The sequence below is a fragment of the Sphingomonas hankookensis genome, from assembly GCF_001619955.1.
In the GTDB taxonomy this organism is placed as follows: Bacteria; Pseudomonadota; Alphaproteobacteria; order Sphingomonadales; family Sphingomonadaceae; genus Sphingomonas; species Sphingomonas hankookensis_A.
On sequence record NZ_LQQO01000056.1, the window covers coordinates 16,375 to 35,391 of the forward strand.

The window sequence follows — 19,017 nt, forward strand, 5'->3', positions numbered from 1 at the left end:
AAAGCCCCGCCAAAAGACGGGGCTTTCAGTCCGTTACCGGAAGTTGGGAATTACGCGGCGAGACGTTGCTCTGCACGCGCTGCAGACGGGAACATCGACATACGTCGCACACCGTCGATACCCACCGCTGCTACTGCCGAATGAACAGCCGCATTGATGGCTGCCACCATCCGGGGGTCAAGATTGGTCATCGTACTTTCTCCCTGTCCACCGGGGTTCCAACCTCGATGGACTGTATCGCATATAACTACGAATAAGCCATCTGCACAGTGGGTAACCGCAGGTAACTCGTAAAACGTTATCGTCACGTTAAAGGGTGACGTACAACCAGCTACCTTTGGTTTCCACCTTGGTAGCAACGCCCGAAGCACCAAAAGCGGTTCCAAACGCAGCAAAGAAAGCTTTATCCGCAGGGCTTCGAAGGTTCATGTGAATGTGATCGGCGCCGAGCGACGTGCCAGCGAGGTGGAACACGCCGTTCAAAGTGCCAATGATCACATCCGGATACATCGCAACCGCAGCCATGTCGCAATCGATCAACGGCGAGACCGTCATCTCCCGCACGCGCAGAACGCGACCATCCCAGCCGGGCAGGCCCGCCCGATTGAGCAAGGCCGCCAAGTAATAGTGCTCGGTGTCATTGTCCCATAATGCGGCAATGACACTGGTGTTCAGCGGACCAAGCGAGGCGCCCGTGCCGTCCACGACCCCTTTGAACAGGCGGAGGCTGGTCGGCGCATACTCGTCGAACTCGCTGTCGCCCTTTTGGCACTGATTGCGCCAGTCCTGTTCGAACCGATCCCAACTACCATCGGCAACGGCTAGTATGTGTGTCTCGAAATTAGGCATCGCGTGGTTCTAGCCAAAAAGATCACCCCCGCAACGATTCTCGTGGGTTACAACCACTATGGTTGCAATCCAATTCCCTTCACCCGCTCCACCTTCCTGACATCGCAAACCTCGCGTCTTTCCCATCGCGCTCGGCTGCCTTGTGCGCTAGGGGCGGCGCGTGGCGTCGACAATGTATCAGGAACGGTTCTCCGCGCGTCGCCCGGTTCCGCTGCAGCGCCGCATCGCCACGCTGGCGCTGGTGGTGGCGATCCATGTCGCTATCCTGTGGCTGTTGCTGCGCATCGCACCGACGATGATGTCTCCGCCGCCCGGCGAGAAATCGCCGCTGATCGTCGACATGCTGCCCGCCGATCAGGTCGCCCCGGCTGCCGCGCCCGCCAGGCAGGTACAGCGCAAGGCGGCTGCCGGTAGCGCCAGCACCGCCCCGCCGGTCACCGCCGTCGCGCCGCCGCCCGACGTAACGCCCCCACCCCCCGTGCCAGCCACGCCGTCGAACGATGTCTGGTCGAAGGTCATTCCAATGACCGGCCGCGAGTTCGCCCGTGCCGCGATCACGCCCGGCACCCGCAGCATCGGCGAAGGCGCCGGACGCAGCGATGCGGCGGGTGACAGCGGCGACGGCGATGCGGATACCGATGCCGGCGGCGGCAGCGGCGGTGGCGAGCGGCTCTACGCCGCCGACTGGTATCGCCGCCCGACCCATGCCGAGCTGTCGACCTATCTCCCCCGCAACGCACGACCCGGCTGGGGCGAGGTCGCCTGCCGCACCATCCCCAACAACCAGGTGACCGACTGCCGGGAGATCGGCCAGTCGGCGCGCGGATCGGGGTTGGCCGGCGCGGTGCGGCAGGCGGCGTGGCAGTTCCGCATCCTGCCCCCGCGCGTCGGCGGCAAGCCGCTGATCGGCAGCTGGGTGCGGATCCGGATCACCTATACCGACTCAGGCGCGGCGGTGGAGTAGCACCGCCCACCCTGGTCGTCATTCCGGCGAAGGCCGGAATCCATTGTGTCGGGTGTTCACGACTCTACGCGGCCGGCCCGCATCCATGGATTCCTGCCTTCGCCGGAAGGACGACGTCGGCAACGGACAAGCGCGTGTCCTTGCCCTCCCCGCGCCCAGCGGCTAACCGACAGGCGTTTATCCTCCGACATTCCAGGTGTTCCTTCATGTCCGCAATGTTCCGCATCACCCTTCCCGACGGTGCCGTCCGTGAGGTGATGCCGGGCACTACTCCCGCAGACATCGCCGCCGCGATCTCGCCGGGCTTGCGCAAGGCGGCGATCGCCGCGCGGGTCGACGGGCAGGTGCGCGACCTGAACCGGCCGTTCGACGGCGACGCCTCGCTGGCGCTCGTGACGGCGAAGGACGAAGCGGACGCGCTGGAACTCCACCGCCATGACTTCGCCCACGTCCTCGCCGAAGCGGTGCAGACGCTGTATCCGGGCACGCAGATCACCTTCGGTCCGGCGACAGACGACGGCTTCTATTACGACTTCGCCCCTGCCCCCGGCCGCGGCATGTTCACCGACGAGGACCTGCCGCTGATCGAGGCGGAGATGCGCAAGATCATCGCGAAGGGCGAAAAGTTCGAACGCGAGGTCGTCACGCGCCAGCAGCTGATCGACCGCTGGACCGCACAGGGCGAGACGTTCAAGGCCGAATGGGCCGCCGAACTGCCCGAGGGCGAGGAACTGACCATCTATCGCCAGGGCGAATGGCTCGACATGTGTCGCGGTCCGCACCTCGAATCGACGGCCAAGCTCGATCCGGCGGCGTTCAAGTTGACCCGCGTGTCGGGCGCCTATTGGCGCGGCGACCAGAAGAATGCGATGCTCAGCCGCATCTACGGCACCGGCTGGCTGTCGAAGAAGCAGCTCGACGCGCATCTCACCCGGCTGGAGGAAGCGGCCAAGCGCGACCATCGCAAGCTGGGCGCGGAGATGGACCTGTTCCACCTCCAGTCCGAAGCGCAGGGGTCGGTGTTCTGGCACCCCAACGGCTATATGATGTGGCGGCAGCTGGAGGCGTATATGCGCCGCCGGCTGGACGCCCACGACTATCAGGAAGTGAAGACGCCGCAGTTGATGGATGCGCGGCAATGGGAACAGTCGGGCCATTGGGGCAAATATCGCGAGAATATGTTCGTGGTGCCCGACGAAATCCCGAATACCGAGGACGAGGGCGCGATCGTCAGCGCCGATGCCGACATGATGGCGTTGAAGCCGATGAACTGCCCGGCGCACGTCCTGATCTTTCGCCAGGGGATCAAGTCGTATCGCGACCTGCCAATCCGCATGGCCGAATTCGGCTGCTGCCACCGCAACGAACCGCATGGCGCGCTGCACGGCATCATGCGCGTCCGCCAGTTCACGCAGGACGACGCGCACATCTTCTGTCGTGAGGACCAGCTGATCGAGGAAGTCCGCGACTTCTGCGAACTGCTCGACTCGGTCTATCAGGATCTGGGCTTCACCGATTATGCGGTGAAGCTGGCGCTGCGCCCCGAGAAGCGCTTCGGGTCGGACGCGATGTGGGACAAGGCCGAGGCGGAGCTGCGCGAGGCGGTGCTGTCGTCGAACCTGTCGCAGGACATCAAGGACAAGTTCGAGGAACTGCCGGGTGAAGGCGCCTTCTATGCGCCGAAGCTGGAATTCCACCTGACCGACGCGATCGGGCGGACGTGGCAGGTCGGCACGATCCAGTCGGACCGCGTGCTGCCCGAACGACTCGATGCGACCTATGTGGGTGAGGACGGCAACCGCCACCGCCCGGTGATGCTCCACCGCGCGATCCTCGGCACGTTCGAACGCTTCCTCGGCATCCTGATCGAACATCATGCCGGGCGAATGCCGATGTGGCTGTCGCCGGTGCAGGCGGTGGTCGCGACGATCGTTTCGGACGCCGACGATTACGCGAACGAGGTCGCCGCAGCGCTCAAGGCCGCCGGAATCCGCGTCGAAACCGATCTGCGCAACGAAAAGATCAACTACAAGGTGCGCGAACATTCGCTCGCCAAGGTTCCGGCGCTGGTCGTCGTCGGCAAGCGCGAGGCGGAGGAGCGCACCGTGGCGCTGCGTCGCCTCGGCAGCCAGGGGCAGCAGGTCATCGGCCTCGACAAGCTGGTCGCGATGCTGAAGGCAGAGGCACTTGCCCCCGATCTTGCGCGGAACCTTTCGTAACCGCGCAAGATTGATTATATAGGACTTTCGACAACTACAGGAGCAGCACCTATCCGTCCGCCCATGATGCGTCGCCCGAATGCGCCGCCGCCGATGAACGGCCCCCGATTCAATGAGTTCATCCAGAGCCCGAAGGTCCGCGTGATCGATCACGAGGGCGAGAATCTGGGTGTCATGTACACGCGCGAAGCGATCGCGCAGGCGGCCGAGGTCGGGCTCGATCTGGTCGAAGTGTCGCCGAACGCCGACCCGCCCGTCGCGAAGTTCCTCGACGTGGGCAAGTTCAAGTACGAGGCGCAGAAGAAGGCGAACCTCGCCCGCAAGACCCAGAAGACGCAGGAGATCAAGGAGATCAAGATGCGTCCGAACATCGACGATCATGACTATGATACGAAGATGAAGAAGGTCGAGCAGTTCATCACCGAGGGCGACAAGGTGAAGGTCACGATGCGCTTCCGCGGTCGTGAGCTGAGCCACGGCCAGCTCGGCATGGCGGTGTTGCAGCGTGTCGCCGAAGCGACGCAGGAAATCGCCAAGGTCGAAGCCTATCCGCGCATGGAAGGCCGCCAGATGCTGATGGTGCTGGCACCGAAGTAACGGCGGGGCACGTTTCTCCACTCGTCATTCTCGCGAAGGCGGGAATCCATACACGCCAACGGTTCGGCAGGAGCCGCGATGATAGCGTTCATGGACTCCCGCCTCCGCGGGAGTGACGAACAGGGCAAGTTTGCCGACACCAAAAGCCGTCATGTTCCCTCCGCGAACATGACGGCTTTTTCATGTTTCTCCGCCTTGACCGACTCGCCCGACAGGCGCATCCGCGCGCTCGGACGATCCGACCGTCCCTTTCCGCCAACGTCCCGAGACAGGGTCCATGTCCAACAACGATTCCAGTCGATCGACCGAGCCGCACCGGCCGTCACCGCGTATCGCCTGATCGTTGGGGCGCCTCGCGGGGGATCGGCCGGCGCGGCCGGTCGCATCGCGCGAGGTGCATAGCATGAACACCACCATCCGGTTCCTGACCGAACCCTTCCGCCGCACCGGTTCGGTGCGCGATCCCAACACCGCGTTCGACGATACGATGACGCTGGGCGAACGCCTGGCCGACCGCGTCGCGGCGATCGGTGGGTCGTGGGGCTTCATCACCGCCTTCTGCCTGTTCCTAGTCGGATGGTCGGTGCTCAACACCATCATCCTCGGCACGGGGGCGTTCGACCCGTTCCCGTTCATCTTCCTCAACCTGATGCTGTCGATGCTGGCAGCGTTGCAGGCGCCGATCATCATGATGAGCCAGAACCGGCAGGCGGCGAAGGACCGGCTGGAGGCGCGGATGGATTATGAAACCAACCTGCGCGCCGAAGCACAGATCAACCGGTTGCTGGAGGAAGTGGCGGCGATCCGCGCCGAGTTGTCCTGCGGCGCTCGGGTCCGTCAGAGAGCGTGATTGGGATGCGGCGACGGGTCAGTCGCCGCCGCCCCCGCCATCGCAACCGCCGCCATCGCTGCTGCCGCAGTCCGATGACCCGCCGCTGTCCCCAAAATCGAACCATCCTGTTCCGTCGACACCCCCATCGGTTCGACGCCGGGTCCGAGGGTTGGCGGTAGCGGCGATGGCAGCGATCACCATCACGACGGCAGCTGCAAGGAACAGCAGGATCAGGAAGTCCATGCGACGGAAGCTAGCCTAATCCATACCGACCTACAAGGAATTACACGAAGCCGGCAAATTCCTTGCCCGCCGCCGCGTCCAGCATTCGCCGCTCAAGCGATTTCAGCCGCAGCTGGCCCGTGATGCGGTCGCCGGTCAGGTCGGTGACATAGAAGGTATCGACCGCACGCTCGCCATAGGTCGCGACATGCGCCGAATGCAGCGTCACCTTCGACTGGAACAGCGCCTGTGCCAGGTGATGGAGCAGTGCCGGCCGGTCGCGGGCATTGACCTCGATCACGGTGAAGCGGTTCGACGCCGCATTGTCGATCAACACGTTCGGTTCGATCGGGAACGCCTCGGCACGCGGCCGCGACAGCGGCTTGGCCGCCAGCCGGTCGTTCAGCTTCATGCGGTTGGCCAGCGCGTCGGCGATCGCGGTCTTGAGCCGCTGCAACTGCCCGGCTTCGTCGAACGGCCCGCCGAGCGGATTCTGGACGAGGAAATTGTCGAGCGCCATGCCGGTGCGGGTCGTGTGGATGCGCGCGTCGATGATGTTGCCACCCGCCGCATGGATCGCGCCGGCGATGCGATAGAACAGCCCCGGATGGTCGGCGGCATGGACCGTCACCAGCGTCGCGCCGCGATCCTCGTCGACGCTGGTATCGATCGTCAGGCGGGTGTCGCCCGACTGGTCGACCATGCGCGCATTGGCGGCGATGACGTCGTCCGGCTCGGCGATCCAATAGGCCGGGGGGAGATGCCGGACATAGGCGGCCAGCGTGTCCTTGTCCCAACCCAGCGTCCGGCGCAGGGTTTCCTGCTTCTCGGCGATGCGTTCGTCCCGGCCGCGCTGCTTATGGCCGAGGCGCAGCACCTCCTCGGCGGTTTCGAACAGGGTGGTGAGCAACTGCCGCTTCCACCCGTTCCACGTCCCCGGCCCGACCGCGCGGATATCGACCACGGTCAGCACCAGCAGCATGCGCAGCCGCTGCGGCGACTGGACGATGCTGGTGAAGTCGAGGATCGTCTTGAAATCCGACAGATCGCGCTTGAACGCGGTCGCCGACATCAGCAGGTGATAGCGCACCAGCCACGCGACCGTCTCGGTCTCGGCCGGGGTCAGGCCGAGCCGTGGGCACAGCCGCTCGGCGACCTCCGCGCCCAGGATCGAATGGTCGCCACCGCGCCCCTTGGCGATGTCGTGGCACAGCACCGCGACGAACAGCGCGCGGCGCTGGACGATGCCACCGAACAGCGCGGTCGCCAGCGGATGCTCTTCGCGACAGATGCCGCGCTCGACCTGCGACAGCAGCCCGATCATGCGGATGGTATGCTCGTCCACCGTATAATGGTGGTACATGTCGAACTGCATCTGCGCGACGATGCGGCCGAAATCGGGAATGAAGCGGCCGAACACGCCGCATTCGTTCATCCAGCGCAGCACCAGCTCGGGATCGCGCGGGGAGGTCAGCACGTCGAGGAACAGCTGGTTGGCGCGCGGGTGCGAGCGGACCTGCGCCGCCAGTCGTGCATCCCGCGACGCCGCGCGCATCGCCAACGGATGGATTTCCAGCCCGTGCAGATCGGCCAGCGCAAAGATCTCGATCAGGCGAACCGGGTCCTCGGCGAAGAAATCATCCTTGGGCAGCGCCAGCCGCCCCCGATCCAGCACGAAGCCGTGCAGCCGGCGCGGACGACGCCGCAGCCGGGGAAAGCCGAACCGGCTGCCCCGCGCGGCATAGGTTTCGTCGAGATGGCTGAGGAACATGCCGGTCAGGTCGCCGACTCGCTTCGCCTGCAGGAAATAATATTGCATGAAGCGTTCGACGCGCGACTTGCCGACCCGGTCGCTATAGCGCATCCGCGTCGCGATCTCGGTCTGCACGTCGAAGGTCAGCCGCTCCTCCGCACGCCCGGTAATAAGGTGCAGGTGACAGCGCACCGCCCACAGGAAATCCTCGGCCCGGTTGAACTTGCGAAGCTCCGGCGCGCTGAGCAGTCCGGCGGGCACCAGATCGGCGGCGCGGCGGACGTTATAGGCATATTTGCCGATCCAGAAGAGGGCGTGCAGGTCACGCAAGCCCCCCTTCCCTTCCTTCACATTGGGTTCGACGACATAGCGCGTGTCGCCCAGCTTCTTGTGCCGCGCGTCGCGTTCGGCCAGTTTCTCGGCGATGAAGGTGCGAGCGGTCCCTTCCTGCACCTCGGTCTTGAAGCGCTGCGCCGCCTCCGCATAGAGCGCGGTGTCGCCCCAGACATAGCGCCCCTCGACCAATGCGGTGCGCACGGTCACGTCGCCCTTGGCCTGCCGCACCATTTCGTCGAGCGAGCGCGACGAATGGCCGACCTTCAGCCCCAGGTCCCATAGCGCGTACAGGGTGGATTCGATGACCTGTTCCGACCAGGGCGTCTGCTTCCACGGGGTCAGCACGCCGATATCGACGTCCGAATGCGGCGCCATCTCACCCCGGCCATAGCCGCCGACCGCGATCAGCGTCATCCGCTCGGCGGCAGTCGGGTTGTGGTTGGGATGGACGCGCTCGACGATGAAGCCGATCAGCGCGACGAGGATCGCATCGGTCAGATAGGCATAGGCGGCCGCCGTCTCCAGCCCGTGGCTGGGATTGGCGCGCAGCCGCCGCTCGATCTCCGCACGGCCCTGCGCCATGGCGTCGCGCAGTACCGCGGTCGCCGCGCGCCGCAGCGCCACGCCGTCCTGTCCCTCGCCGGAAAGTGCCGAAAGTGCCGCATTCAACGCGCCGCGGTCGACGATCGCCTCGGGATGGACGATGCGTTCGAACCGCGGCGGGGTGGCGAGGTCGGGCTGGACCGAGTCGTTCAGGCCCCGCCCTCCGGCGCCTTGGCCACGCCGACCAGCGCCGGGCGCAGCAGCCGGTCGCGGATCATGTAGCCGGTCTGGATTTCCTGCACGACCGTGCCGGGCTTCGCATCGGCCGACGGCACTTCGAACATCGCCTGATGTTTGTTCGGGTCGAGCGGTTCGCCGACCGATACCAGCTTGGTAATGCCGTGACGGCCGAACACGCTTTCCAGCTCGCGGCCAGTCGCTTCCAAGCCGGTGATCAGGCCCTTCAGCCGGTCGTCGCCGCGCAGGTCGTCGGGGATCGCCGACAAGGCGCGCGACAGATTGTCGGCGACCGACAGGATGTCGCGCGAGAACGCGGTCGCGGCATAGGCGCGGGCGTCGGCCACTTCCTTTTCGGCGCGGCGGCGGACATTCTGCAGGTCGGCACGGGCATAGAGCACCTCGGCCTGCGCATCGGCGAGCTTCGCCTCCAGTTCGGCATGGCGATCCGCTTCGGCGACTTCGGGGGCGGCCTCTGCGGTGGCTTCGCGCAGGTCGTTCGTATCGTCGTTGGCGGGGATGTCGTTCATTCCGGTCTCTTCTTCGTCTGGTCAGCCCAGCAGGCGCGCGAGCGTCGCTGCGGTGAAATCCACCATGGGCACGACACGGGCATAGTTCAACCGGACAGGCCCGATCACGCCGACGACGCCGACGACGCGCCCGTCCAGCGCGCGGACCGGCTTGGCGATCACCGACGATCCGGTCAATGCGAATAGTTTGTTCTCGGACCCGATGAAGATGCGTGCGGCATCGCCATCCTGCGCCGATTCGAGCAGCCGGGCGATCTCTTCCTTGCCCTCCAGTTCATCCAGCAGCTGGCGCACCCGGTCGAGGTCGTGGCTGGCGGCATCGTCGATCAGCCGCGCCTGCCCGCGCACGATCAGCACCGGGCGGTGATCGCCATCCTCGCTCCACATGACGAGCCCGCGTTCGACCAGCGCACGGGCGGCGGCATCCAGTTCGGCGCGTTCCTGCCCGATCTCGCGCAGGATGCGGGATCGCGCCTCGCTGAGCGTCAAACCCGACAGCCGTGCGGTCAGGTAGTTGCCCGCCTCGACCAGCGCGGCCGGACTGGCACCCGGCGTTTCCAGCACGCGGTTCTCGACCGAACCGTCGGCACCGACCAGCACCGCCAGAGCGCGCGTGCCCGACAGCGGCACGAACGATACCTGCCGCAGCACCGGCTCGCGCTTGGGCACCAGCACGACGCCGGCACTCGCCGACAGGCCGGAGAGCGCAGCGGCGGTGCCGGCCAGCGCTTCCTCGACCGGCCCCGCACTGTCCGCCTGCGCGGCGATGGTCGCGCGCTCCTGCGCCGATGGCTCCATCGCATGCATCATGCCGTCGACGAACAGGCGGAGGCCCGTTTCGGTCGGCATCCGTCCCGCACTGACATGCGGCGCGGCGAGCAGCCCGGCCTCCTCGAGGTCCTGCATCACGCCGCGGATCGAGGCGGGGGAGAGGTTCAAACCCGAAAGCTGCGCGATGGTGCGCGATCCGACCGGCGCCCCGGTGGCGAGATAGCTGTCGACCACGATCCGAAACACGTCGCGTGCGCGGTCGGTCAGTTCATGGATCGGTTGGGCCATGGGGGGAATGTAGGGCGACGAAGCCGCGAGCGGAACCCGGTTCCTCCCCATTCATGGGGAGGAGCTTACGGCGCCTCGATGAACTCGCGGATCGGCAGCTCGTTCGGGGCCGAGCGCAGCGCTTCGTTCATCGCCTGATCGTGCATCCGGCAACCATAATAGAGCGACAGATGCTGCGACGCGCCCGAGGGCTCGTTCCAGCGGATATCGACCGAGGGCATGTCGGTCGCCACCTGCCCGCATCCCGGCTGGCCCGGCTGGATCAGTTGCTCGCCTTGCGGACGATAGGGCTGCAGCTTCGCGGCGAAGGCACGATATTGCGCCGGGGTGGCGCGGAAGTTGCGGGTGCCGACGACCTTCGTGAACTGGCGCCCTTCGAACACACCGGTCCCATCGGGCTGGACCGTAACGCGGTAGACCGGACAGGTCCCAAAACAGCGCGAGGTTTCATAGCTGATCGTCTCGCGCTCGATCGCCACCGGGGCCGTTTGGGTGGTCGTATTGCCGCCCGCCATCACGCACCCGCCCAGCATCGGCAGTATCGCCAGCGCCATTTTTCGCATCAGTCGCTCCCTGTTCCGGGGCCATTCGTTGCGACCCCGTTCCCTTTGCCTAACGCGCCGTGGCTGGCGCGGCGATGAACGGACGGCTAGGGCTGAGGAAATTTCAGGAGACTCCCATGCGCCCATCCGGCCGCACCCCCGACGAAATGCGTGCCATCACGATCGAAACGAACTTCACCCGCCATGCGGAGGGTTCGTGCCTGATCGGCTTCGGCGATACCAAGGTGCTGGTCACCGCCTCGCTGGAAGAGCGGCTACCGCCGTGGCTGCGCGGCAAGGGCGAAGGCTGGGTCACGGCCGAATACGGCATGCTGCCCCGCGCCACCCATACCCGCGGCAGCCGTGAGGCGGCCAAGGGCAAGCAGTCGGGCCGCACGCAGGAGATCCAGCGGCTGATCGGGCGTTCGCTGCGCGCGGTCGTCGACCTGAAGGCGCTGGGCGAACGGCAGATCACGCTCGACTGCGACGTGATCCAGGCCGATGGCGGCACCCGCACCGCCTCGATCTCCGGCGCATGGGTGGCGCTGCGCCTCGCGGTCGATGGCCTCCTGCGCGAAGGCAAGCTGGAAGTCGATCCGATCAGCCGCCAGGTCGCCGCGGTCAGCTGCGGCATTCATCAGGGCACGCCGGTGCTCGACCTCGACTATATCGAGGATTCGGCCGCCGATGCCGATGCGAACTTCGTGCTGACCAGCGACAACAACATCGCCGAGGTACAGGCGACCGCCGAAGGGGCGTGCTATGACGAGGAGGCGCTGCTGCGTCTGCTGCGCCTCGCCCGCATCGGCTGCGGGCGCATTTTCGCCGAACAACTGCGGGCGACCGGTCGATGAGCGGCGAGGGCAAGGAGCCGCAGGCGATCCGCAAGCTGACCCCCGGCAAGCTCGTCATCGCCAGCCACAATCCGGGCAAGATCCGCGAGATCGCGGCACTGCTCGGCCCGTACGGCGTCACCCCGATTTCGGCCGGCGAACTCGACCTGCCCGAACCGGAGGAAACCGGCACGACCTTCGTCGCCAATGCCGAGCTGAAGGCGTTGCAGGCCGCCGACCTGTCGGGCCTGCCCGCGCTCGCCGACGATAGCGGCCTGTGCGTCGAGGCGCTGAACGGCGATCCGGGCATCTTTTCCGCCCGCTGGGCCGGCCCGTCGAAGGATTTCGACGCGGCGATGCGGCTGGTCGAGGAACGGATGCAGGCGACCGGGCCGGAGCACAGCCGCGCCGCGCATTTCGTCTGCGCGCTGGCGCTGGCATGGCCCGACGGGCACGTCGAATGGTTCGAGGGCCGCGTCGACGGACAGCTGGTATGGCCGCCGCGCGGGGACCATGGCTTCGGCTACGACCCGATGTTCGTCCAGGACGGCATGGACCAGAGCTATGGCGAGATCGATCCCGACCACAAGCATGCGATCAGCCACCGCGCCGATGCGTTCGCGCAGCTGGTGAAGGCGGTGTTTTGATGTCATCCGAACCGTACCCCTGCGCAGGCGGGGGTCCAGGGTAACAGAGGACGACGTCCATGGCTCTGGACCCCCGCCTGCGCGGGGGTACAAACAGCCTGATTACCGCAAGGCTGGAACGCCCGCCCCGCCCCGAACATTGGACGCCCCGAAAGGAAATCCGATGTCCGACGCGATCACCGAAACCCGCCACCGCGAGATCGCGGTCGAGCATCTCCTGTTCTGGACGATGCGCTATGTCGAACAGCAGCATCCGGGCCTGCTCGACTCGCTGGAGGCCAGCCTCGACAAGCTGGGCGACCCGACCCATGGCGGCGACAAGAATGACGATGCGGTACGCCATATCGCCGCGAAGATGATCGCCGGCGCGCGCGGATGATCCACATTCGTTCTTGATACGTTCGCGTAACAAGTCTATCCTGCCCGCATAATAACGGGAGGATGGACGATGAGCGTATATGCGACGGTCGGCGTGGTCGACCCGGCGGTGTCCCATGCATTCTACGACGCGGTGCTGGCCACGATCGGGTGGAGCAGCCATGCCGATTTCCCCGGCTGGCGCGGCTATTCGAAGGGCGGCAGCGGGGAAGGCTTCGTCCTGTGGGCCGCCACGCCGTTCGACGGCGGCCCCGCCACGCCCGGCAACGGCGCGATGATCGGCTTCTTCGTCGACAGCCGGGAGGAGGTTCACGCCTTCCACGCCGCCGCGATGGCACAGGGCGGCAGCGACGAAGGTCCGCCGGGGCCACGCCCCGCCTACGGCCCCAACTGGTATGCCGCCTATCTCCGCGATCCGGCGGGCAACAAGCTGGCGGTCGTCCGCAATCCCTGACGCGGATCAGAAGGCGCGCTGCCCGACATAATTGCCGGCCGGGACATAGCGGCAGACGATATAGTCGTCCTTCGCGCTGCTCGCCTCGGCACAGCCGAACCGCTGGGTCGCGCGCCACATGATCTGGGTATAATGGCCGACATCCTCGAACCGGCCGGTGCGCGACACCGCCGGCAGGATGCCGGGGACATAGTCGCGCTTTTCCGCGACCCAATGCCCGACCATTTCTGCATAGCGATAGGCGCCGCGCGTGCCGGTCCACAGATTCTCGCCCTGTTCGGGCACCCCGCGCGGTTGCGGCGAATGTTCGAAACGGCGGGTCGTGGCGAGCGTGTCGGCATAGGCCTGCGCATCGCGCGCCAGCGCCGGGTCCCAGGCAAGCGGCGGCAGGCCCGCCTGCGCCCGCGCGGCGCGATGCCCGGCCTCCATCGCCTGGCGCAGCAGCGCCGGCCCGCGCGGCGCGCTGCCGTCGAACGCACGGGGTTCGACCACCCGCTCGGGCACGTGATTGGGTCCGGCGGAACAGGCGCCGAGCAACAGCGCCGCCATCAGCATTTGTATCGCTCGCATCGCGCCCATATGGGACGGCGATGCAGCCCGACCAAGCACCCCTCGCACTGTACGTCCATTGGCCGTTCTGCGTGTCGAAATGCCCCTATTGCGACTTCAACAGCCATGTTCGCGAGAGCGTGGACCAGGCGGCATGGATGCAGGCGCTGCTGGCCGATCTGGCGCATGAGGCGGCCGCCCTGCCCGGCCGGCGGCTGGCATCGATCTTCTTCGGGGGCGGCACCCCGTCGCTGATGCCGCCTGCGACGGTGGCGGCGGTGATCGAGGCGGCGTGCGGCTATTGGCCGCCGACCGACGAAATCGAAATCACGCTGGAGGCGAACCCGTCCTCGGTCGAAGCGGCGCGCTTTGCCGACATCGCCGCCGCCGGGGTCAATCGCGTGTCGCTGGGCGTGCAGGCGCTGCACGACGATGCGCTGGCGTTCCTCGAACGCGCCCATGGCGTCGACGAAGCGCTGGCGGCGCTGGGCGTGGCGCAGCGACATTTCGCACGGGTCAGCTTCGACCTGATCTATGCCCGGCCGGGCCAGTCGCTGCCCGCATGGGAGGCGGAACTCGCCCGCGCGCTGTCGTTCGGGACCGAGCATCTGTCGCTCTACCAGCTGACCATCGAGCCGGGCACCCGCTTCGCGACGCTGGCGGCCAAGGGGCAGTTGACGCTGCCCGATGCCGACCTGTCCGCCGACCTGTTCGAAACGACGCAGGCGATGACCGCTGCCGCCGGCCTGCCGCTGTACGAGGTGTCGAACCATGCCCGGCCGGGGGCGGAGAGCCGCCACAACCTGACCTATTGGCGCTATCGCGACTATGCCGGGATCGGTCCCGGCGCGCATGGGCGGCGCTCCGGCCTCGCAACCGTGCGCCGCAAGAAGCCGGAGAACTGGATCGCCGCGGTCGAGCGCAACGGTCACGGGATCGAGCGGGAGGATGCGCTGACCCCCGACGAGCGCGTGACCGAGGCGCTGGTGATGGGCCTCAGGATGCGCGAGGGCGTCGATCTCGCCCGGATCGCGCGCCTGGGCCAGCGTCCGATCGATGCGGTCGTGCGGCCGGATGCGGTATCGCTCTTGGCGCGACAGGGGTTGCTGGTCCGCGACGGCGACCGGCTGGCGCTGACCCCGGCGGGGATTCCGGTGCTCGACGCGGTGCTGCGCGAGATCGCCGTCTGATCCCCTTGCCCGTTTCGCCGGGAGTGCGCACAACCGCGCATCACCAGTGAAAAGAGGGCGCTTCATGCCGACCATCACCCGCCGCACCGCCATCGCCGGCCTCGCCGCCGCGACCGGCGCGGCCCGCCTGCCCGCGCAGCCCCGCGCGACCTCGACGCTGCGGGTCGCCTCGACCTGGGACTTCGGCGCCGCCGCCAACGATGCGGCGGTCGCGCGGTTCAGGAGCGGCGGCAGCCTGATCGACGCGCTGGAGGCCGGCGCGAAAGTGCCCGAGGCCGACCTGACCAACCATTCGGTCGGCAAGGGTGGCTATCCCGACCGCGACGGCCGGGTGACGCTGGACGCGGTCATCATGGACGACAAGGGCCATGTCGGCGCGGTCGCGGCGATGGAGGACATCGCCCACCCGATCTCGGTCGCGCGCGCGGTAATGGAGCGCACGCCGCACACCTTCCTGGTCGGGGACGGCGCACGGCAGTTCGCGCTGGCCAATGGCTTCACCGCCGAAAAGCTGCTGACGCCGGAGGCCGAGGCCGAATGGCGCAAATGGCTGAAGACATCGAAATACCAGCCCGTCGCCAATAGCGAGAATGCGCGCGCGCCGCTGGGCGGGCCGCTCGACCATGACACGATCGGCATGATCGCCCGCGCGCCAAACGGCGAGCTGGCGGGTGCCTGCACGACATCGGGCATGGCGTTCAAGCTGCACGGCCGGGTGGGTGATTCCCCGCAGGTCGGCAGCGGCCTGTTCGTCGAGGCGGGCGTGGGTGCAGCCACCGCCACCGGCCTGGGTGAGGAAGTCACCCGTATCGCCGGCACCGCCCGCGTCGTATCGTCGCTGCGCGCGGGCATGACGCCGATGAACGCGTGTCGCGAGGCAGTCGAGCATATCGCCCGCTTACGCGGGTCGGCGCTCGACGGGGTACAGGTCGGCTTCCTTGCGATGGACCGGAACGGACAGGTCGGCGCCTTCGCGATCCTGCCCGGCTTCACCTATGCCGTCACCGGCGACGACGGGCGCAGCACCGTGCTGCCATCGGCCAGCCTGCGAAAGGGCTGAACCGAAAACGGCCCGCCCCCATCATGGGAGCGGGCCTATTTTCCTGTCCGTTCGCCGGGATCAGAAGCGGACGGTCGCGCCGGCCACGATCTGACGACCCAGCAGGTCGTAGCGGAACACCGTGTTGTTGCGCAGCAGCCCCAGCTCCGACCGCGAGTTCGGGATCAGCGGCGGATCGCGGTCGAACAGGTTGTTGACCGCGAGGCGCAGGACGAAGCGCTTGGCCACGTTGAACGTCGTCGCCAGATCGAAATAATCATAGGCCTCGATCCGGTTGTAGGTCGAACGACGGTTCGCCGGGCCGTACGGAATGCCGGTGTCCGCGTCCGCATTGAACGTGATCGTCATCGGCCCCTGATGGCGCCAGTTGAGCGAGATGTTCACGACATTGTCCTGCGTCGACCAGGTCGTGCGCAGGCCGTGCACCCATTTCGGGAAGCCTTCGCCGCAGAACGGACCATAATAGCCGACGCACTGGCGTGCGGTGACGGTCGGCGATTCCTGGCTGCCGATCGACGTCATCAGCGTCCCGTTGAAGCTCAGGTCGAGCCGTCCGGCCGTGTCGAGGTTCAGCGCATACTGCCCCTGGAAATCCCAGCCGTGCGAGTCGCTCTTATACCCGTTGCTGGTGCCCTGGATGATGAACCCGGTCGTCGGGTTGCTCGCCGCCGGACTGAACAGCGTGTAGCTGCCCGGATTGCGCACGATGCCGCGGCAATAATAGGGGTTCTGCGTCTGTACGCAGCCGTTCACGAAATCGCCCGCGCTGAAATAGCTGATCGAATCGTTCAGATCGATCAGGAACCGGTCGATCGAGACGGTCAGCCCCGGCAGGAAGCGCGGACGCAGCACGACGCCGAACGTCTTGGTGTACGCGGTTTCCGGCGTCAGGTTGAACCCGCCGTTGCGGATCGTGCACAGCGCGTCCGGGCAGTTCAGCGTCTGGCTGCCGTACAGATTGTCGGGCAGGCCGGTCGCACGGCACGCTTCGATGCTGGCGGTCGGCGCCAGGAAGCGACCCGGATTCTGCGGATCGGGGGTGGTGGCGCACGGATCGTTGCGCGATCCGACCGTCACATAGTTGATGTTGCTCGCCTGCACCGCCTGGATCAGCGACGGCGCGGCCTGCGCCTTGTTGATCGATCCGCGCAGGGTGATGTCGTCGATCGGCGCCCACAGGCCCTCGACCTTCCACGTGTCGAACGCGCCGTCGAGCCGGTTGTACTTCGACTTGCGATAGCCGAGGTTGACCTGCAGCAATTGGGTCCAGCTCTGGTCCTCGACCAGCGGCAGCTGCGCTTCGACGTTGCCTTCGACGACATTCTGGGTGAAGCGCGCGTCGGTGCCGCCATTGGTCAGGCGGAACTGCGCATCGGCGGTCGAGATGAAGCGTTCGGCGCGGAACTCGACGCCGGCGGCGATCGCCACCCCCTGATCGGCGAACGGCGACTTGATGCCATATTCGCCGAGATCGCCCGACACCGTGCCGAGCACCTGCCACATGCTGGGCTTGCTGATCTGGCGACCGTCGACGCTTTCATAGACCGAATCGACGAAGGCTGCGGCGTTGTTGTACGGCCGGAACGGGTTGAACGGCACGCAGGCGGCGCCCCCGGTCCGGCAGGTCGGCACGCCGCCCACGTTATCGACGATCAGCGACTGGCGCAGCCGGTCCTCGTTCGGGAAGGGCGGGTAGCTGTCGGTCGACCGGTTGGCGGAATAGACGCCGGCAATGTCGTAGTTCCACGCCTTCAGCACCTTGCCGCGAATGCCGCCGGTGACGCGGTAGCCGAGGTTCTCGAACTTGTTGTACGCCGGCGGCAGTCCGTCGAAGCGATAGAGCAGGTTGAACGGCACCAGCGTGTTGGTGCCGGCCGCGCCGCCGCACAGGGTCTGCCCCTGCGACGCCGACAGGAACGGGTTGTTGCAATTCACCTGATAGGGCGTCGAACCGTAGATGCCCGAGGGATAGACGCGCAGCGGCGTCGGGTTCTGCGACCGGTCGCGATAGGCGAGGAAGGTCGAATAGATTTCGGCCGCCTCCGACAGGTCGATCGTCAGGAAGCCGCCGGCGTTGATGCGGTTGAACTCACGCTGCGCGGCGAATTCGTCGAATGGATTGGCGGCCGCCCCGGCGACCGATCCCCAGGGAATAAGATTGCCCGACCCGTTAGGATTGTTGACCAGCACCCGCCCCGCATTCGCCCCGCTGCCGGGAATGATCGTGCCGACCTGCGTATACTGGCTGCGCGTGCAGGTGAGCGCCGAGTCCTTGGTCGGCTGGGTCACTTCGCATGCCGACCACGACCGTGCGCCCTGCGGCAGCAGGTCCGACTGGCGGTAGCTGAAGAAGCCGGTAAGGTTGACGCGGTTGTCGAGGAACGACTTGCCCGCCGTCATCGTGACGTCCATCCGGGCGCCGTCGTTCGTCATGCCGAGCGGCGTCTGGAAAAAGGCGCGACGCGCCGCGTCGGTCACCGGGTTTTCGCGGTTCTGGTGGTTGTAGAAGCTGTAATTGCCGTTCAATTCCACCCCGTCGAAATTCTTTTTCAGGATGAAATTGACGACGCCCGACACCGCGTCCGACCCGTAGACCGACGACGCACCACCGCTCAGCACGTCGATCCGTTCGACCAGCGAGGCCGGGATGATGCCGACGTCCATGCCGTTCTGGATGCCGAGGCGCAGGCCGTCGACCAGCGTCAGCGTGCGTTCGAAGCCGAGGCTGCGCAGCTTGATCCGCTGGCGGCCGCTCGATTCCGCATAATTCTGTTCGGCGTTCGGCGCGACCTGCGGCAGGCGGTTCAGCACCTCCTCGATCGTGGTCGCGCCCTGCGCCTGGATCTCCTGCGACGTGACGGTGGCGATCGGCGCAGCCGATTTGTTGTTCGGGCGCACGATGCGCGTGCCGGTGACGACGATCGCCTTGTCCGCATCCTCGTCGGTCGTGGTAGATGCGGCGTTGGTGTCGGGCAGCGCCTCGACCGGCACGACCTGGGCATGGGCGGTTCCCGCCAGCATGGTCGCGAGACACGATGTCGTCAGCAGCATGGTGATCGGCTTCATGTAGTCCCCCTGTCGGTGCCGCGTCACAAGGCGCGATTATTTCACCTGTGAGACAGTTTTCCGCCAGCGAGCAGTCAGGTCAATATCATCTGAAACCGTTTTTCATCCATGCCGATCGTATTGCTTGCCCGGCGTGCTATTTGAGCAACACACCGGG

Annotated in this window: 19 protein-coding genes; 10 read left to right on the forward strand and 9 right to left on the reverse strand. The window is 66.4% G+C overall.

Annotated elements, in window-relative coordinates:
* Positions 1–50 precede the first annotated feature (50 nt).
* Positions 51–191, reverse strand: coding sequence for a hypothetical protein (locus tag AVT10_RS18405; RefSeq protein ID WP_157092794.1), 141 nt, complete (start codon positions 189–191; stop codon positions 51–53).
* A gap of 118 nt (positions 192–309) precedes the next feature.
* Positions 310–849, reverse strand: coding sequence for a hypothetical protein (locus AVT10_RS15625; RefSeq protein WP_066693551.1), 540 nt, complete (start codon positions 847–849; stop codon positions 310–312).
* 160 nt (positions 850–1,009) lie between these two features.
* On the opposite strand from AVT10_RS15625, the gene AVT10_RS15630 reads away from it, so the two are divergent.
* From AVT10_RS15630 to AVT10_RS15645, 4 genes are all read left to right on the forward strand, one after another.
* Positions 1,010–1,813, forward strand: a complete 804-nt coding sequence (locus AVT10_RS15630; protein WP_232308049.1) for a hypothetical protein — start codon at positions 1,010–1,012, stop codon at positions 1,811–1,813.
* 206 nt (positions 1,814–2,019) lie between these two features.
* On the forward strand, positions 2,020–4,032 hold the full coding sequence (gene thrS, locus AVT10_RS15635) for a threonine--tRNA ligase (RefSeq protein WP_066693555.1): 2,013 nt from the start codon (positions 2,020–2,022) through the stop codon (positions 4,030–4,032).
* A gap of 63 nt (positions 4,033–4,095) precedes the next feature.
* Positions 4,096–4,629, forward strand: a complete 534-nt coding sequence (gene infC, locus AVT10_RS15640) for a translation initiation factor IF-3 (RefSeq protein WP_066693558.1) — start codon at positions 4,096–4,098, stop codon at positions 4,627–4,629.
* A 403-nt stretch (positions 4,630–5,032) separates the two neighbouring features.
* Positions 5,033–5,479, forward strand: a complete 447-nt coding sequence (locus tag AVT10_RS15645; protein ID WP_066693721.1) for a DUF1003 domain-containing protein — start codon at positions 5,033–5,035, stop codon at positions 5,477–5,479.
* A gap of 18 nt (positions 5,480–5,497) precedes the next feature.
* Here the strand turns inward: AVT10_RS15645 and AVT10_RS15650 are convergent, their stop codons facing one another.
* The 5 genes from AVT10_RS15650 to AVT10_RS15670 all read right to left on the reverse strand — a co-directional run bounded on the left by AVT10_RS15650 (position 5,498) and on the right by AVT10_RS15670 (position 10,704).
* Entirely contained in the window at positions 5,498–5,704 is a 207-nt protein-coding gene (locus AVT10_RS15650) for a hypothetical protein (protein ID WP_066693560.1), read from the reverse strand.
* 40 nt (positions 5,705–5,744) lie between these two features.
* Positions 5,745–8,441: a [protein-PII] uridylyltransferase gene (locus AVT10_RS15655; protein WP_232308050.1), complete on the reverse strand. Its 2,697-nt coding sequence runs from the start codon at positions 8,439–8,441 to the stop codon at positions 5,745–5,747.
* Positions 8,442–8,524: 83 nt separating this feature from the next.
* The gene (locus AVT10_RS15660; protein WP_066693564.1) at positions 8,525–9,082 is read right to left on the reverse strand and encodes a nucleotide exchange factor GrpE; all 558 of its coding nucleotides are present in this window, start codon (positions 9,080–9,082) and stop codon (positions 8,525–8,527) included.
* A 21-nt stretch (positions 9,083–9,103) separates the two neighbouring features.
* Positions 9,104–10,141: a heat-inducible transcriptional repressor HrcA gene (gene hrcA, locus AVT10_RS15665; RefSeq protein ID WP_066693566.1), complete on the reverse strand. Its 1,038-nt coding sequence runs from the start codon at positions 10,139–10,141 to the stop codon at positions 9,104–9,106.
* Positions 10,142–10,206: 65 nt separating this feature from the next.
* Positions 10,207–10,704 (reverse strand): DUF6438 domain-containing protein, encoded by a 498-nt coding sequence (locus tag AVT10_RS15670; protein ID WP_084401791.1) that lies wholly within the window; start codon positions 10,702–10,704, stop codon positions 10,207–10,209.
* 116 nt (positions 10,705–10,820) lie between these two features.
* Between AVT10_RS15670 and rph the strand changes: the two genes are divergently transcribed.
* The 4 genes from rph (at position 10,821) to AVT10_RS15690 (ending at position 12,995) form a co-directional block, all read left to right on the forward strand.
* Positions 10,821–11,537 carry a ribonuclease PH gene (gene rph, locus AVT10_RS15675; protein ID WP_066693575.1) on the forward strand — a complete coding sequence of 239 codons (717 nt, stop codon included), beginning with the start codon at positions 10,821–10,823 and terminating at the stop codon, positions 11,535–11,537.
* Complete coding sequence (rdgB, locus tag AVT10_RS15680) at positions 11,534–12,163, forward strand: RdgB/HAM1 family non-canonical purine NTP pyrophosphatase (RefSeq protein ID WP_066693578.1); 630 nt, start codon at positions 11,534–11,536, stop codon at positions 12,161–12,163. The genes rph and rdgB overlap by 4 nt, the downstream gene beginning before the upstream one ends.
* A gap of 163 nt (positions 12,164–12,326) precedes the next feature.
* Positions 12,327–12,542, forward strand: coding sequence for a hypothetical protein (locus AVT10_RS15685; protein ID WP_198158613.1), 216 nt, complete (start codon positions 12,327–12,329; stop codon positions 12,540–12,542).
* A gap of 69 nt (positions 12,543–12,611) precedes the next feature.
* Positions 12,612–12,995 (forward strand): VOC family protein, encoded by a 384-nt coding sequence (locus AVT10_RS15690; RefSeq protein WP_066693580.1) that lies wholly within the window; start codon positions 12,612–12,614, stop codon positions 12,993–12,995.
* Between the two features lie 6 nt (positions 12,996–13,001).
* Here AVT10_RS15690 and AVT10_RS15695 read toward each other — a convergent pair whose 3' ends face one another.
* Complete coding sequence (locus tag AVT10_RS15695; RefSeq protein ID WP_332307360.1) at positions 13,002–13,565, reverse strand: CAP domain-containing protein; 564 nt, start codon at positions 13,563–13,565, stop codon at positions 13,002–13,004.
* A 20-nt stretch (positions 13,566–13,585) separates the two neighbouring features.
* Between AVT10_RS15695 and hemW the strand changes: the two genes are divergently transcribed.
* Positions 13,586–14,734 (forward strand): radical SAM family heme chaperone HemW, encoded by a 1,149-nt coding sequence (gene hemW / locus AVT10_RS15700; protein WP_066693584.1) that lies wholly within the window; start codon positions 13,586–13,588, stop codon positions 14,732–14,734.
* Between the two features lie 64 nt (positions 14,735–14,798).
* Positions 14,799–15,794, forward strand: a complete 996-nt coding sequence (locus tag AVT10_RS15705) for a N(4)-(beta-N-acetylglucosaminyl)-L-asparaginase (protein WP_066693586.1) — start codon at positions 14,799–14,801, stop codon at positions 15,792–15,794.
* Between the two features lie 60 nt (positions 15,795–15,854).
* Here the strand turns inward: AVT10_RS15705 and AVT10_RS15710 are convergent, their stop codons facing one another.
* Entirely contained in the window at positions 15,855–18,860 is a 3,006-nt protein-coding gene (locus tag AVT10_RS15710; protein WP_232308051.1) for a TonB-dependent receptor domain-containing protein, read from the reverse strand.
* Between the last annotated feature and the right edge of the window lie 157 nt (positions 18,861–19,017).

What these genes read in the sequence shown, in the direction of transcription:
- AVT10_RS18405 (WP_157092794.1), bottom strand. Translation starts at nt 191, where the DNA reads ATGACCAATCTTGACCCCCGGATGGTGGCAGCCATCAATGCGGCTGTT.
- AVT10_RS15625 (WP_066693551.1), bottom strand. Translation starts at nt 849, where the DNA reads ATGCCTAATTTCGAGACACACATACTAGCCGTTGCCGATGGTAGTTGG.
- thrS (WP_066693555.1), top strand. Translation starts at nt 2,020, where the DNA reads ATGTCCGCAATGTTCCGCATCACCCTTCCCGACGGTGCCGTCCGTGAG.
- infC (WP_066693558.1), top strand. Translation starts at nt 4,096, where the DNA reads ATGATGCGTCGCCCGAATGCGCCGCCGCCGATGAACGGCCCCCGATTC.
- AVT10_RS15645 (WP_066693721.1), top strand. Translation starts at nt 5,033, where the DNA reads ATGAACACCACCATCCGGTTCCTGACCGAACCCTTCCGCCGCACCGGT.
- AVT10_RS15650 (WP_066693560.1), bottom strand. Translation starts at nt 5,704, where the DNA reads ATGGACTTCCTGATCCTGCTGTTCCTTGCAGCTGCCGTCGTGATGGTG.
- AVT10_RS15660 (WP_066693564.1), bottom strand. Translation starts at nt 9,082, where the DNA reads ATGAACGACATCCCCGCCAACGACGATACGAACGACCTGCGCGAAGCC.
- hrcA (WP_066693566.1), bottom strand. Translation starts at nt 10,141, where the DNA reads ATGGCCCAACCGATCCATGAACTGACCGACCGCGCACGCGACGTGTTT.
- AVT10_RS15670 (WP_084401791.1), bottom strand. Translation starts at nt 10,704, where the DNA reads ATGCGAAAAATGGCGCTGGCGATACTGCCGATGCTGGGCGGGTGCGTG.
- rph (WP_066693575.1), top strand. Translation starts at nt 10,821, where the DNA reads ATGCGCCCATCCGGCCGCACCCCCGACGAAATGCGTGCCATCACGATC.
- rdgB (WP_066693578.1), top strand. Translation starts at nt 11,534, where the DNA reads ATGAGCGGCGAGGGCAAGGAGCCGCAGGCGATCCGCAAGCTGACCCCC.
- AVT10_RS15685 (WP_198158613.1), top strand. Translation starts at nt 12,327, where the DNA reads ATGTCCGACGCGATCACCGAAACCCGCCACCGCGAGATCGCGGTCGAG.
- AVT10_RS15690 (WP_066693580.1), top strand. Translation starts at nt 12,612, where the DNA reads ATGAGCGTATATGCGACGGTCGGCGTGGTCGACCCGGCGGTGTCCCAT.
- AVT10_RS15695 (WP_332307360.1), bottom strand. Translation starts at nt 13,565, where the DNA reads ATGCGAGCGATACAAATGCTGATGGCGGCGCTGTTGCTCGGCGCCTGT.
- hemW (WP_066693584.1), top strand. Translation starts at nt 13,586, where the DNA reads ATGCAGCCCGACCAAGCACCCCTCGCACTGTACGTCCATTGGCCGTTC.
- AVT10_RS15705 (WP_066693586.1), top strand. Translation starts at nt 14,799, where the DNA reads ATGCCGACCATCACCCGCCGCACCGCCATCGCCGGCCTCGCCGCCGCG.
- AVT10_RS15710 (WP_232308051.1), bottom strand. Translation starts at nt 18,860, where the DNA reads ATGAAGCCGATCACCATGCTGCTGACGACATCGTGTCTCGCGACCATG.